We start from the raw sequence: 14,088 nt of genomic DNA, 5'->3' as shown, positions 1-14,088 counted from the left end.
ACCTAGGTTCACGAATAGCGAATTTTAGTTCGTAAATCCTGAGCTAGTTCCCCTCCAGATGTCTACAACGAGCTTTGCTTCGCTATTTTGCAAAGCTGCTTCGCTCGCGGGCTGCGGCGGGCGGCAACAAAAAGAGCACCCTTGCTATCAAGGAATGCTCCGATTGTTATTATTACTTTTAGGCTGCAATTTACGCTCGCCCTCCGCATCCAATGTTACGTCTTGTCGTTCCCCTCATTCTGCGAGGCAAATGAGGCTTCCACGGATTCATCCTCAGCAACAATCTCTTCATTTTCCGCTTGGGCATGGGTATCTCTCTCTTCCACCAACATGGGATTATTTTCGTGGTTGCCAGTATAGCCCCAAGTTTTCCCCGCCTTCCTTAAGGTGAAGAATACGATAATTAACGCAAGCATCCCGAGAAGCGTGAGAGGGATCATCGCGAGAAGCACATCTGTCGACGCATTCATGCTGAACGGGAATACGATCAAAGTAACTGCTGATACGGACGTAAAGAATTGCCTTCTTCCTCTAACGCTACCGGCAAACTCCACATACCCCTCTTGAAAAGCATGCCTATGAAGCACCGAGAGTAGGCTGTCCAGCATAAGCAGCAGCGATAGCATCATTGCACCCGAATAAATCAGGCTAGGAAGGGAAAAGACTACTTCATTAGCAGTTAGTTGAATAGTGCTGCCTGACCAAAACGGCAGCAGCTCGCTCAACGAAGCAATCGTCAATAGAATGGCAAACGGCTTCGCTTTGCGATAAGCGCTTTCGTAGTTCTCAAGCGCTTGAATGCCACTCCATATCATGCAATAGCCGATAAAATCAGGTAAAATATCGAAAAAGCCAAGACGAATATCCACTATTGTCAGCAAGAGGCCCCAGCTCATTCGGTAAAAGGCTCTACTCACGATTATCGTCTCCTTCCCTCGATTTCACGTAGGAACGAAGGTCGCCGGCATAAAGCTGCGGCTGAATATAAAAAGACTGATCTCCCACAGAATCGCCCTTCTCGTCCCAATAATTAATCCGGACAATAAAAGCTTGGAATCGTCTTTCATCATTTTTAGGCAGGCTATAGCTGTTGTAAGATACATGAAAGCCCGCCCTTTTTTTCAGTTGAATCGGAAATGAAGCTGCGTCTGCAGCATCTATTCCATTCACTTTTACCTTCATTATCCCTTGGAGCATTTCGGGAAAGCTATAATCAACAGATGCAATTGTTAAGTCTCGAGTGGTTGTATAACTCGCTGAACCGGTCCCGCCCGATGAGGCATGAACCGACTGCTGCTCCAAAGCCTGCTCCTCTCTGCGATCCGGATACACGATGATTTTACCGATCGATACCGTTTCGGTCTCTCCTCCTGTTGAATAATGCACCTTCACCTGATCAATCGTTAGCGGCTCTTTCATCTGCTTCAAATCGTCTATAAAGGCGGGTGAGACAATCGCCTCCTTCAACTGGAGCCGACCTCGCTCATCGCGGGATTGTATATGCGCTACCTGTAACAATTGCCCAGTTGGCAGCTCAAAATATACCGGCTCTCTAAGATCATCCTTATTCATCACATAGTATAGACTTGTATTCTGGAACAAGGATGCCGGCATTTCGTAATAATGCTGCAGAAAAATCGGCTGTTCCAGCTTTTGCATTTTATAATACCAAAGGTTCCCGCCCCATGAAGCGGCTATGACAAGCAATAACAGACTCAATCCATATTTCCGCATCTTCCCTCCCCTTCCGTTTTCCAACATTTTATATTTAAGTTTAGACGCTGGAAAAAGACAATGGTTTCATAATTAGCACAATTAAGCGGAAATCAGCAAACGAAAAAATGCCATTTACAATCCTGAAAAGGTGTGCTATCTTTATTTCCACAGTTATCGAAATAATGACGCAGCAAAAAAAGGTGAGGGACGATGGCAGGGGATAACGAGGAAGTACGTCAAGCCGTAAAAGTATACAAAGCATTGGGAGAGCCTACCCGGATTAATATCGCTCTTCTGCTTATGGATGAGAAAAATTTGTGCTGCTCGGATATCGGGAGCAAACTCGAGAAAGTAGCAGGTTCAACGCTGTCTCATCATTTGAAGCAGTTGACGGAATGCGGGCTTCTTCATACGCGCAAAGACGGCACCTACATCTTCTACAGCATTGACCGCGAGCTGGCGCGGAGATATGCCCCTTATTTGCTGGAGTAATTTTTTTTCGTTGTTATTTCTATATATTTAGAAATATAAAATATAAAGATTTATTGGAGTGGAGAGAGGAGCAATTCATTTATGTCGCAAGTGTGGAAAATTTACTTGCTGGCTGTCATCAGCTTTCTTGTTGGTACCTCGGAGTTTATCATCGCAGGTATTCTGGACCGGGTTGCCGCAGATCTCAACGTATCCGTATCAGCAGCCGGCCAACTTATTACGGTATTCTCGATTGCTTACGCATTCGGTACGCCTTTTCTAATTGCCTTCACTTCCCGGATGGAAAGAAGGAAGCTTCTCCTCTACTCGCTTGCTATATTCGCCGTAGCCAACGGCATTGCTGCAGTATTGTCCGGATTTGAATTTCTCATCATATCGCGAATTATACTGGCGCTTAGCGCTGGCGTATTCGTCGTAACGTCGCTGACTGTCGTGTCGTCACTGGCTCCGCCTGAGAAGCAAGGCAGCGCGATCGCTACTGTCGTAATGGGCTTTAGCGCCGCTCTCATTGTGGGCGTGCCTTTGGGCAGGGTCATCGCATCCGTCTATGACTGGAAAATGATTTTCGGGGGAATCGGCGTACTGGGGCTGCTTTCCATGCTTCTTATCGCTTTCTTTATTCCGAAAATGAATGGCGAGGAGCCTGTGCCGCTCCGCAACCAGCTTAAGCTGTTTAAAGAGCCGCGTATTACGGCGGCCTTAATTGTCACCTTTTTCTGGATCGGCGGTTATTCCATCGCTTATACGTATATTTCACCGTTCCTTCTGGAAGTTACCGGGATGAGCGAGCAAGGGGTCAGCATCGGCCTGTTCGCCTTCGGCATCGCCAGCCTGTTTGGTTCCAAGCTGGGCGGTTTCAGCACAGATCGATGGGGAGCTCCTAGAACTCTCATTGGGGGGATGTCGCTGCATATTATTGCGTTGTTGCTGCTTGCAGCCGCAGGTCAGTCCGCAGCTCTAATGTTCCCTCTGCTGATGCTTTGGGCGTTCTCAGCCTGGTCCTCGGGTCCGACGCAGCAGTATAACCTTATTAGCTTGGCTCCAGGCGCAACGGGTATCATGCTCAGCTTAAACAGCTCCGTGCTGCAGCTAGGCATGGCTGCTGGCGCAGGGCTCGGCGGTATCATCGTTGAGCAAGGATCGCTGCATGCTGTAAGCTGGATCGGCGCCGTTGGGGTTGCTGTAGCCGTCAGCATTACGACTATTGCATATCGCCGATCCGTTCGTTCCCGCTCGAGCAGCATTAGTAATAGCGTGGCAACGGAAGAAAGCCAAGTGTTAAAAAACGGCGCTTAAATCGCGAGAGAGGCGGATGAGGTCGGCTTAACAGTTTCCCATACGTCGCTCGGGATTTCTCTTCTAAGCACTGGAGCAACCTCGTCCGCAAAACGCTGCACTTGCTCACGCTGCTCAGCTTCGGTCAATCCGTCGACTGAAATGCTTAGCACTTGATTGCCGAACGCTTCGTAATAATTCAAAATTTTCTCGATGACGCTGTCGGGACTGCCTACCAGCGTAGGCCCGTTTTCGATGCTGTCTTCAAGCCCGGTAAATGGAGAATTGTTGTGAAGCGCCGCGCCCGTACCTTGAAACGCATCATAGTAAGGACGGAAGCGGCTGATCGCCTCTTCACGGGTATTAGCCAAATAAAGGCTGCCCGCTCCTGAGCCGACAATGGCTTTTTTCGGATCATGTCCGTAGTAGGCCAGACGTTCCCGGTAGTGATCGATTAACGCTTTATACTTTGCTTGCGGGTGAAACGTATTCGAGGAGAACAACGGCTCGCCATATTTCGCCGCCAGCTCGGTGGAATTGGTGCTCGAGGCGCTTCCGTGCCAGACTGGAATAGAGACTTGATACGGCCTTGGATAAGTCGTCACACCCTCAAGCGCAGGCCGGTATTTCCCTTGCCAGGTCACGTTCTCCTCATTCCACAGCTGCTTGAGAAGGGCATACCGTTCGGCAAGCGATTCCCATTGTTCCTCCTCCTTGATGCCAAAGAGCGGATAGTGGCGGGGATCATTGCCCTTGCCAATAATCAGCTCCAGTCTTCCTTCGGAAAGATGGTCCAGCGTTGCATAATCTTCAGCGACCCTTACCGGGTCGAGTATACTTAGTACCGTAACCGTCGTCAGCAAGCGGATTTTGGAAGTTCGGGCAGCTATTGCGGCCAATACAACGGGAGGCGAGGAAGACAAAAACGGCTCGCCATGCCGTTCTCCCACCCCGTATGCCTCAAAGCCAACCTCTTCGGCTAATGCCGCTTGCTTTAATATATTTTGAAATTTTTGCTGTGAAGTCAGTGTCTCCCCGCTAACCGCGTTAGGGACGTTCATCATAATGCTGAACAATGCGAATTTCATATGACCTTCAGCTCCGTTTCCTTATGCTTTTCCATTAATTTGAACTATTCTAGCACGCCCGGTTACCTGGGGCAATTAAAATCTTACAATTCCTATTATAATACTATTCTATAATCCATTGAAAAATTCTATATTAGATGGAGATAGATGCTTGGTGCCGCTGTCTTGGTGACACTGCAACGTAAAAAAGACCCTCCGGGGTCCTTTTTTACGTTGCAGTGTCTTACTGTCGAATATTTATTTCGAGCGGGCGTGTGATCATCTGGATATTTAATTGCGGCGATTTGGAACTATCTTCTTAAAGACCAACCAGCATGATAAGACCCTCGCAGGGTCTTATCTATCTAATTATAGTGACGTATCTTCACCTTAAGACCCTCAAAAGGTCTTAACTGTCTCCAATCATACTCTTGACCGCATTTTCGCAGGTTTTTCAGCTGCCTTAAGGCCCTCTCAGGGTCTTATCCACTTAATTATTCATTCACTTTAGCGCGTTAAGACCCTCCGAGGGTCTTAACCTCAAATCCAGCCATATCCTCTGGGTGCTCTCCCTTACGATCTAACGCCGTACGATGTGAAGCACCTCCATACTCCATATCCAAAAAAAGAGACGGCGCAGGATTAATCCCTGCACCGCCTCTTATTCATACTGCTTATTTGCCTTTAAGCGCGTCCAAGCCAAGCGCGAGCGAACCGCTAAGGCCGGCGTTGTCGCCAAGACCTGGAGGTACGATAAAGCTGTCGAGACCGCTTACGATCTCTTTAGCACTTACGTAGCCATTAAGCTGCTTGCGCACTTCTTCGCGAATCATCGGGAACAGCTGCAATTGATGCATAACGCCGCCGCCGAGAATTACTTTTTTCGGAGAAAGCATCAGAATAACGTTGCTGACTGCTTGTCCAAGATAATAAGCTTCCAGCGCCCATGCCGGATGGTCAACCGCCAATTCGCTGCCCTTCACTTTCCAGCGCTTCTCCAGTGCTGGACCAGCAGCCATCCCCTCCAGGCAATCGCCATGGTAAGGACAGAAGCCTTCATAGTCGTCATCAGCATGGCGACGCGTCAATACGTGACCGCCTTCCGGATGTACAAGACCGTGAACCAGTTTACCTTCACTGTATACGCCTACTCCGATACCCGTACCAACCGTATAATAAACGCAGCTGTCGAGCCCTTTAGCGGCACCCCATGTTGCTTCGCCGAAAGCGGCGGCGTTCACATCGGTATCCCAGCCAAAAGGAACATCGAAATTACGCTTCATCGTTCCTAGAAAATCAAAGCCCGACCAGCCCGGCTTTGGTGTCGTCGTCACATGACCGTAAGTAGGACTTGCTTTATCAATATCAATGGGGCCAAACGTGCCGATCCCGATTGCCTCGACTCCCTTGCCCTCGAAATATGCGATGACATTTGCCATCGTGCTCTCCGGATTTTCCGTCGGAAAGCTTACGCGATCCTCAATAACGCCTTCTTCATTGCCGATGCCGCAGACGAACTTCGTCCCGCCTGCTTCAATCGCTCCAATACGCACTTGTAAGTCAACTCCTTCATAGTAATAACTCTACTATCGGCTAGACGCCGACGAATTGCAACCCAATTGCTCAAAAATAATTATAACCGATAAACATAAGGATCTTTCGGTGCAGAAATCGGCTTCCATGACGTCACCTGCAGCACTGGAATGGTCTGTTTAAAGGGCTGGTAGAACTCCCAAGTAAGCTTGCCGGTTACGTTAATCCAATCATTATCGTTCAAATCCGTGTTTTTCGGAAAATCGACCAGCATGCCGAATACACCGGAATCTGCCACGCAATGAATGAAGCCGAAGCGAAATACAAAGAAATGATTGCCATCTACCTGCTCACCCTTGTAGGCAAAACCGTCAAAGCTAATGGACGCCCCCATAAACTGCCCCGGATTGTTGTACAGCGCCTCCATACCCTTCAAATAATTGCTGTCAGTCAACTCGATTTGCCGCATGCCTGCAAACTCAGACAGCTCTTTCTTCTTCAGGCTCTCATATCCTTCCTTACCGTAAAACACGCTGGAATCCGGCTTCAGAAATTGATGCTGTCCTGGATTATTTTCCGCTTCCTCAAAGGTTGGAAAAGAGAACCCCTTCGCCTTCACAAAGCTGGAATCGAGCGTTTGCACCGGGAGGAAAATACCCGTAAGGATGGGCACGATTAAAATAAAATAGCCGACGACCCGCTTCCATCTGGAGGAGGGCTCATGCGAATGGCCAAAATGACTGTCATCCCCATCATGATGATGATGATGGGGATCGTGCTCGTGCTGGTGATCGTGAAGGGGATGATCATGACCATGGGCATGATCATCATGGATATGATCATCACCGTGACTGCTTGCATGGCCTGGCTCGTCACTATGCTCCTTAGCATGAGCAGCGGCAGCAGCCTCCGCCCTCGCCTTTTCCGCCCCCTCCTTTTGGTAGATTCGGACAAACTCGACAATGGCGAGCACGGCGAGCAAAACAATCGCGCTAATAGAGAGATACGCGTATTTCATATTAATGTATTTGTTCAAGTCGCCGCTGCTATGCATCAGGGCGAACATCAGTATAAATCCGATCAAAATATAAAGACGTGTCATCCGAACAACCTCCCTACCACCAATGATCCGGCCAAGGTAAACAGCGTCACCAAAGCGATAAGCACCACTACGAATTTCCCTTTAAACGACGCGAGAAGCATAATCGTATTTTTAATGTCGATCATCGGGCCATAGACGAGAAAGGCCGACAGCGCGCCTGTCGAAAATGTGCTGCGGAAGGATGAAGCGATAAACGCATCTGCCTCCGAGCATAAGGACATCGTAAAAGCGAGCCCGATCATAATCAAGGAAGCCGTCAGCGGATTGCTGCCCAAATGAAGCAGCGTTGAGGTCGGAATAAAGGTCTGCATGCATGCGGCAATAAAAGCGCCTAAGACGAGATATTTTCCGACTGAGAAAAATTCCTCCACACTGTGGCTAAGCACATCCATCAGTTGATGCTTTAAAGAAGGCTTTGGAGGGTCCACCGTCATTGACTGGATATCTGAGACGGCAAGCGCGGCTGCAGCCTGCTGCTCTGCAACAGATTGGCGCAGCGGCAAAACGGGAAACAGAAAGCCTACAATAATCGAAACGGCCAAAGCGACTGCGATAGCCATTCCTGCCCGGATGCCAACCATTTTCCAGTCATTTCCGAAAGCGATATAGGTAGAGAACAATACAATGGGATTAATGATCGGACCTGTCAGCATGAAGCCAACGCCTGCGTTCAGCGGCACTCCTTTTTTCAACAGTCTTCTCGTTATAGGAACGATCCCGCACTCACAGGCCGGGAATAAAATCCCGATTCCGCAGCCGAACAAAGACGCCAGAAAACGATTTTTCGGCATCATGCGGGCGATCCATTTTTCGGTTAAAAAAATTTGAATAAAGCCGGAGATCAAGACGCCTAACAGCACGAATGGAATAGCCTCCATAATCATGCTCAAAAAAATCGTGTTCAACTGTAGTATCGTTTTCACCGTCATGCCTCCGTCGACTTTACACTCGTAATCTAGCGCATTCCCTATTATGAAACATGTTCAAATGATTCGCTAGTACAGCAATTCACACTGCAATCACTCCTATATAAAAATAGTTCTTAAGAATTATTTTTCACATATTATTCATAGTTTCTAAGTCGCATTTTATGCTATAATTTCCATATCCACCATGATCGTCATCGTGGATTAATTAGCGTGACATGCATGAATGAACGAGAGGATTGCGGACAACATGACGAAGGCAACGACATTCTGCAAAGTAACCGGCGATTTGAATAACGGAGAGCTCCTCTTCAGAATAGGCAAGTGGAAACTGTTGATTGAGACAAATCGGTATTATGAGATTAAACCGGAGACCGGGGCCGTCAAACGGCTCTACAAGGAGAAGCTAAACACCATTTGCGAAGAAAGCAAACATTTTGCACATGGCTTCCTCTCTTGCTCCGTCTTTTGCCGAGAAGACCATATCCACGACATGAAGCTTCAAATCATCCATAAACTGGAGTCCAATATCCAAACCTACTTAAACGAGCTGGCACTAAACCAACTAGCTATTCAAAAACAATACCACCAGCTGCAGCTAGCCGGATCGCCCGGTGAAAACTAGCAGAAGCCCGCAAAAGAGACTGCCCCTTTTCCTAATTAGGAAACGTGGGACGGTCTTTTTGCTATTTCATGTGGTTATGTGGTTGACAAGAGAGAGTTGCGGGCAGCCTTGACCAAATTGGATCAGCGCTCATCATTGTACAGCCATGCGGCTGAGTAAAGATGGTTACACTCGCTTTGACAATGTATAATTATGTAAAACACCTCCAGAATCCATCTCCATCCAACAGCAGCAACGAAGCTGCTTCGCTAAATAGTGAACCTGGGTTCGCTCTTTAGCTGCATACGGCAGTCACCGTTTCAATTAACGAACCAAGCTTCGTTACTCGTGAACCTAGGTTCTCCAACAGCGAAATTCAGTTCGCTAATGCCCGACTCTGAACAGAAAGTAGTTACGTTAGCGAAGTTCAGTTCGCAATATTGCGAAGCTGATTCGTTAATGCCCGCCGTGACCCGCAAATATCGCCTATATAAACCTTGCAGCGCCCGCATAGCATCCACTCCTTCACAGATCACCAACACTAGGAAAGGAAGTGCAACATGTACTTTTCTAAAGCAGCAGCTATTTTTCTTCTTACTTCTGCGTTGCTCGCAGGCTGTACTGTCGGTCAACCGGCTGAAACAACGGTTGAAACCATCAATGAAGTTAAACCTCAATCCTTCACCGTCCAAAACATTCAGGCTAGATTAACCTCCTTCGAGGAAGATGGCCAGCCCTATAAAGGTGTTCAGTACGACATTACCGCCTTGGTCGAGCACGTACCGGCAGAGCAGCTCCATGAGCTAGAAATTAGACTGCATTATACAGGTAAAACAGCCGAGATTCTCGGGGTTAATGAATCTGGGTATACGAAGGACTACACCTTGCTGGAAAGCGGACCAACCTCATAGAAAATTGTGTCGAATGCAACCGTGCTCCGCTCCCCAGCGATGTCCGAACAGGATTTGAACTATTTACTAAGTGACGAAGCCATAAGCGATATAACGATTAGGGTACACAATAAAGAAGGCCTAAGAATACACTAGACTTCATTGCCTCCTTTCAAGCAATACCATTCAAAACAGCAGCTTCTAAATCGCTATGATACATAATGTCAGGCAGTACCACCCCAAATTCAACAACAAAGAGGCCGTCCCAAAAGCAGTTTCCAAAAAAAATAGCCCCCACTTTTTGTGTAATATGTGCGATAAAAAAACCTTCAGATCCACTTTCTTCGTGGTTTTGAAGGTTCTTTTGCACATACTATGGGATTCTCTCACTCGGACTTCCCCTTTTGGGACATCCCCTTGGCAGGACCACACTCACTGCTCCAGCATACCCGCTGCTATTCTTCGACCTTTTGAATTTTCGCCGGGTTGTTGATTTTGTAAGGGACCGGATGCTTCGTCAGCTTCTTAGCTACGACTTTTGCATCAAACTGAATCTTGTCGCCAACTTCCAACTCCAGCTTCTTCAAGGTCGCGCTATGACTGGACCAGGCCAGACCGATATCCGTCGAAGACTCCAGAATCGCCACTGCTTCATAAATGATAACCTCGTCATCCGTATCGGAGAAATGGTTCGGAACGGTCGTGAATTCCTGCACGATTGCCGTCAGCTTGACTTTCTCCTCAGGCAGCTCCAGCTTTGGCGCCTTCTCCTTCTTCGCCTTCGGCGGCGCTTTCGGCTTCGCCGCTGCTCTCACCTCAGCTTCCTCCGCAGCAGGCTCGTCCGCATCACTTGCAGCGTCAGACTTCGCTGACACCGGCGCTTCCTCGCTGCCGCCAGCAGCAGTGTCAGCTGCCTTCACAGACTCCGCCGCCGCATCAGCCGCAGCTTCGCCTGCTTGGGCAACCTCAGCAGTATCTGCTTGCTCCCCATCGCCACCGCCGGACACCGGCTGCGCTGCCGCCTCAGCAGCCTCATTTGACTCTGCAGCTTCCCCGTCTTCGCCAGCATCAGCCTCAGTTGCTGCAGCCGCCTTCACGCCGCTGTAGTTGGCCGCCTGCATCTCCTTCAAATAAGAAGGATGAATGCAATGACGCACAGCGCCATCACCCAGTTCAATAACAGCGGTTAATTTGTCAACATAGCCAATAATGGAGACGGCCTCATTCAAGCCATTTCCTTTATAGAAAAAGACTTTGCTCTTCGTCGCTTTGTCTGAGAGCAAGCCCCATTCTTTGCATTGGCTGATCTGGGCAGCCTCATTCTCAAATCCCGTATAATCAGCAGGTTCGATTGCAAATGGATAAGCCATCTAATCTCCGCCTTTCTCTAATCGTTATGTACCATTGTAGCATGATTCATAATGAAATAAACGGCCTCTCCGCCAGAAAAAAAGAAGGCCGACACCCCGGGTTCAAACTCCCCCCGGTAAGCATCAGCCTCCATTATTATTCTGCGGAACGGTCAACCGCGGAAAGAACAAATTCAAATGTCATTTCACAGTCGGATGGGATGACGTACTCGTCATGCACCGGCGCTCCCCAGCTGTCGTCGCCTCCTACGCCCATCTGGCGTCCGGCAACGGTTACTACCGTGTAATGTACAGCAGGCAGCTCCCAAGCATGGGCCGCATTTTCCAGCTCGAAAGCGGTATACGGCGATACATTGCACTCCACAGGCGCGGAAGGCGCTGCAGTCAATGAAATCCCCAGTCCGCGGCTGTCCGTGATCGCCAAGCGGCGCACGCCGGTGCGATTGCCGGATTCCTGCGGCACCAAATACGGCGAAGGCAATTGCTCTACCTTGCGGCTGAACACGCCCAGTCTTGCTCCGAAGGCACGGTCGATATAGTTTTCCTCCGGCCCCATTGCATACCATTCGGTATGGTCGTAATCTGCAGACAGCTTGAACGATAACGCCACAATAGGCAAATTCGGCAAGCCTGGCACACCTTTATAACCGCTTCGCACGCGAATGCTTCCATCGGCATAGACGGTGTAAGCGACGCGGAACTGCAGCTTGTCGCTGACGCTAAACGCATAATCGAAGGCAACCGTTGCGTAAGCTCCTGATGCTGTAATCCCGCTAATTCCTTCATCGTCCACCGTCAGCTTAACATTCGTGCATCTACGTGCCAAGCTGGCAGCGTACCAAACGCCCGCTTCATAGCCAAGCTGCGTTCCTTTATCGTTGTCGGTCGCTGCCCGCCAGAACAGCGGAGCCGGCGGAACCGCGATCATCTCGCGATTGCCGTAACGAACCGATACGAGAGAGCCAACTTGCTTGGAGAACAGGATCGAGAAGCCGTTACCCGAGACCCCAATATTGACATCTCCTTCAACGACGCGAACCGATCCTGCCGGAATCGGCGAGACCTCAGAAGCATTAGCAGCGCTCGAAACCTCAAATACAGCTTCACCAAACGCGACCTCATGGCCTGCTTCGGCCCACAATTCAGCTTCCTTCAGCACCAATGCCGCATGAATAGCATATTCCCCTGCTTCGTGTACCGAGCTGTCCGGCAGCTCCAGCGGCACGACTGCTACATCGCCCGCTTCGACACGCGCCTCGCCTAGCCAAGAATAGACCTCATGACCGTTGCGCAGCAGTCTCACCGATAAAGCAAGCTTCTCCGTACTCTCGAACAGATTGCCGTTTTTTATTTTGACCCCAAACCGGGAAGGCTCGAGCTTGATGTTCTGGTAAAGAAACTTCACTTCCTGCATCTTCGGCGTCACCGTTCGATCGGCGAATACGATCCCGTTGCCGCAGAAGCTATAGTCCGTCGGACGATCGTCGAAATCGCCGCCGTAGGCCAAATATTCCCGGCCGTAACGGTCTTTTTTCACCAGCGACTGATCGATATAGTCCCAAATGAAGCCGCCCTGGTACAGCTTGTACTTATCTTCAAGCTCTGTATATTTGTGCATGCCGCCGATGGAATTGCCCATCGCATGCATATACTCGCAGCTAATGTACGGCTTGCCCGGGTTGCTCTCCAGATACTCGATGATATCGGCTGGTTTAGCGTACATCCGGCTTTCCATATCGCTTGTCGCATCGAATTTGCGGTTATGAAACACGCCTTCATAATGAACCAAGCGGCCCGGGTCCGTCTCGCGGAAATAATTCGATACGTTCAAAATCACTTCGCCTGCGTATGACTCATTGCCGCAGGACCAGATCAGGATTGATGGATGATTCTTATCCCGCTCCAGCATCGACACTGCACGGTCCATGACCGAGCCCTGCCACTCCGGATGATCGCCCGGAATGTTCCATGATGGCTCGACTGCGCCCATCTTTTGCCAGGAGCCGTGAGATTCCAGATTCATTTCATCAATGACATAGATGCCATATTCATCGCATAACTCGTACCACAGCGTCTGGTTCGGATAATGCGAGGTGCGAACCGCATTCATGTTGTTTTGCTTAATCGTTTTAATATCCCACAACATGTCTTCCTTCGTAATCGAGCGGCCTCGGCGGCTGTTGAACTCGTGACGGTTAACGCCCTTGAATACGATCCGTTTGCCGTTAAGACACATTACTTTATCGATCATTTCAAAGCGCCGGAAACCTGCCTTTTGCACGATCGCTTCCACTAGCACGCCATCCGCATCCATTACAGACAGGCAGATCGAATACAAATAAGGACGCTCCGCACTCCAAGTCTTCACAATACCCGCATCTACAGCGAAAGAATGCTTGCCCTGTTCATCGAAGTGGCCATGCTCGGCAAGCACAACCTCGCCGCTGGCATCCTTCAATTCCATAAGTACGCTTGCCGATGCTGAGATTCCCTGCTTCAAGAGCTCGAGATCAACGGTCAGACGGCCCGCAGTATAGGAATCATCCAGCTCTGCCAGTACCCGCAAGTCGCGAACATGATGCTGGGGAACCGTATACAGATATACCTCGCGGAAAATGCCGGAGAATCGCCAAAAATCTTGATCTTCGAGCCAACTGCCTGTGCTGCGCTGATACACCTCAACTGCCAGCTTGTTCTCGCCCTCCTTTAGAAAAGGAGTAAGATCAAATTCCGAAGGGGTAAAGCTGTCCTCGGCGTAACCGACAAACTCCCCGTTCAGCCATACATAGAAAGCCGATTCCACGCCCTGAAACGAAATATAAACGGGTTGCCCCGTCATCGTTTCTGGTAAGCGGAAATGTTTCACATAGCTGCCGACCGGATTGTACTCCTCCGGGATGGCCGGCGGCCTAACGCCGTCGAGCCCGTCCCAAGGGTACATCGTATTTACATATTGAGGACCACCCCAGCCCTGAAGCTGGATGTGGCCCGGCACTTGAATGTCTTCCCAACCATGGCAGTCATAGTCCGTGCGGTAAAACGATTCGATCCTGCCGGCGGCATTGGTCGCATAGCTGAATTTCCAATTGCCGTTCAGACTACTGCGCATCGTC

13 protein-coding genes are annotated in these 14,088 nt (G+C 49.5%); 4 read left to right on the top strand and 9 right to left on the bottom strand.

The window, feature by feature from the left end; translation table 11 throughout:
* Positions 1 to 215: 215 nt before the first annotated feature.
* Together IEX98_RS06920 and IEX98_RS06915 are read right to left on the bottom strand one after the other, a co-directional pair.
* On the bottom strand, positions 216 to 917 hold the full coding sequence (locus IEX98_RS06920; RefSeq protein WP_188888207.1) for a hypothetical protein: 702 nt from the start codon (positions 915 to 917) through the stop codon (positions 216 to 218).
* Complete coding sequence (locus IEX98_RS06915) at positions 910 to 1,734, bottom strand: hypothetical protein (RefSeq protein WP_188888206.1); 825 nt, start codon at positions 1,732 to 1,734, stop codon at positions 910 to 912. Before IEX98_RS06915 ends, IEX98_RS06920 begins: the two co-directional genes overlap by 8 nt.
* Before the next feature lie 192 nt (positions 1,735 to 1,926).
* Here IEX98_RS06915 and IEX98_RS06910 point away from each other — a divergent pair, with 192 nt between their 5' ends.
* Together IEX98_RS06910 and IEX98_RS06905 are read left to right on the top strand one after the other, a co-directional pair.
* Complete coding sequence (locus IEX98_RS06910; RefSeq protein ID WP_188888205.1) at positions 1,927 to 2,208, top strand: ArsR/SmtB family transcription factor; 282 nt, start codon at positions 1,927 to 1,929, stop codon at positions 2,206 to 2,208.
* A gap of 81 nt (positions 2,209 to 2,289) precedes the next feature.
* On the top strand, positions 2,290 to 3,504 hold the full coding sequence (locus IEX98_RS06905; protein WP_188888204.1) for an MFS transporter: 1,215 nt from the start codon (positions 2,290 to 2,292) through the stop codon (positions 3,502 to 3,504).
* Here IEX98_RS06905 and IEX98_RS06900 read toward each other — a convergent pair.
* The 4 genes from IEX98_RS06900 to IEX98_RS06885 form a co-directional block, all read right to left on the bottom strand.
* Positions 3,501 to 4,571, bottom strand: a complete 1,071-nt coding sequence (locus tag IEX98_RS06900) for an LLM class flavin-dependent oxidoreductase (protein ID WP_188888203.1) — start codon at positions 4,569 to 4,571, stop codon at positions 3,501 to 3,503. The two genes, IEX98_RS06905 and IEX98_RS06900, sit on opposite strands and share 4 nt — an antisense overlap.
* Before the next feature lie 653 nt (positions 4,572 to 5,224).
* Entirely contained in the window at positions 5,225 to 6,103 is an 879-nt protein-coding gene (locus IEX98_RS06895) for an ROK family protein (protein WP_188888202.1), read from the bottom strand.
* A gap of 80 nt (positions 6,104 to 6,183) precedes the next feature.
* Entirely contained in the window at positions 6,184 to 7,185 is a 1,002-nt protein-coding gene (locus IEX98_RS06890) for a TIGR03943 family putative permease subunit (protein ID WP_188888201.1), read from the bottom strand.
* Positions 7,182 to 8,114 (bottom strand): permease, encoded by a 933-nt coding sequence (locus IEX98_RS06885; protein ID WP_188888200.1) that lies wholly within the window; start codon positions 8,112 to 8,114, stop codon positions 7,182 to 7,184. The genes IEX98_RS06890 and IEX98_RS06885 overlap by 4 nt, the downstream gene beginning before the upstream one ends.
* 247 nt (positions 8,115 to 8,361) lie before the next feature.
* Here IEX98_RS06885 and IEX98_RS06880 point away from each other — a divergent pair, with 247 nt between their 5' ends.
* Together IEX98_RS06880 and IEX98_RS06875 are read left to right on the top strand one after the other, a co-directional pair.
* A complete protein-coding gene (locus IEX98_RS06880) occupies positions 8,362 to 8,736 on the top strand; it encodes a hypothetical protein (RefSeq protein ID WP_188888199.1) in 375 nt (124 codons plus the stop codon).
* 539 nt (positions 8,737 to 9,275) lie between these two features.
* Positions 9,276 to 9,626 carry a hypothetical protein gene (locus tag IEX98_RS06875; RefSeq protein WP_188888198.1) on the top strand — a complete coding sequence of 117 codons (351 nt, stop codon included), beginning with the start codon at positions 9,276 to 9,278 and terminating at the stop codon, positions 9,624 to 9,626.
* A 151-nt stretch (positions 9,627 to 9,777) separates the two neighbouring features.
* On the opposite strand, the gene IEX98_RS06870 is transcribed toward IEX98_RS06875, so the two are convergent.
* The 3 genes from IEX98_RS06870 to IEX98_RS06860 form a co-directional block, all read right to left on the bottom strand.
* Entirely contained in the window at positions 9,778 to 9,975 is a 198-nt protein-coding gene (locus IEX98_RS06870) for a hypothetical protein (protein ID WP_188888197.1), read from the bottom strand.
* Between the two features lie 85 nt (positions 9,976 to 10,060).
* Complete coding sequence (locus tag IEX98_RS06865; RefSeq protein ID WP_188888196.1) at positions 10,061 to 10,975, bottom strand: hypothetical protein; 915 nt, start codon at positions 10,973 to 10,975, stop codon at positions 10,061 to 10,063.
* A gap of 136 nt (positions 10,976 to 11,111) precedes the next feature.
* The coding region (locus IEX98_RS06860) for a glycoside hydrolase family 2 TIM barrel-domain containing protein (RefSeq protein ID WP_229692021.1) at positions 11,112 to 14,088 on the bottom strand (2,977 nt) is incomplete at its 5' end.

It is taken from the genome of Paenibacillus radicis (ex Gao et al. 2016) (assembly GCF_014641555.1).
Classification (GTDB): domain Bacteria; phylum Bacillota; class Bacilli; order Paenibacillales; family Paenibacillaceae; genus Pristimantibacillus; species Pristimantibacillus radicis.
The sequence above is the reverse complement of the archived record's forward strand: the minus strand, read 5'-3'. Positions and strand labels throughout refer to the sequence as shown.

Coding starts and splice junctions, on each gene's coding strand:
- IEX98_RS06915 (WP_188888206.1), bottom strand. CDS start 1,734: ATGCGGAAATATGGATTGAGTCTGTTATTGCTTGTCATAGCCGCTTCA.
- IEX98_RS06910 (WP_188888205.1), top strand. CDS start 1,927: ATGGCAGGGGATAACGAGGAAGTACGTCAAGCCGTAAAAGTATACAAA.
- IEX98_RS06905 (WP_188888204.1), top strand. CDS start 2,290: ATGTCGCAAGTGTGGAAAATTTACTTGCTGGCTGTCATCAGCTTTCTT.
- IEX98_RS06900 (WP_188888203.1), bottom strand. CDS start 4,571: ATGAAATTCGCATTGTTCAGCATTATGATGAACGTCCCTAACGCGGTT.
- IEX98_RS06890 (WP_188888201.1), bottom strand. CDS start 7,185: ATGACACGTCTTTATATTTTGATCGGATTTATACTGATGTTCGCCCTG.
- IEX98_RS06885 (WP_188888200.1), bottom strand. CDS start 8,114: ATGACGGTGAAAACGATACTACAGTTGAACACGATTTTTTTGAGCATG.
- IEX98_RS06880 (WP_188888199.1), top strand. CDS start 8,362: ATGACGAAGGCAACGACATTCTGCAAAGTAACCGGCGATTTGAATAAC.
- IEX98_RS06875 (WP_188888198.1), top strand. CDS start 9,276: ATGTACTTTTCTAAAGCAGCAGCTATTTTTCTTCTTACTTCTGCGTTG.
- IEX98_RS06865 (WP_188888196.1), bottom strand. CDS start 10,975: ATGGCTTATCCATTTGCAATCGAACCTGCTGATTATACGGGATTTGAG.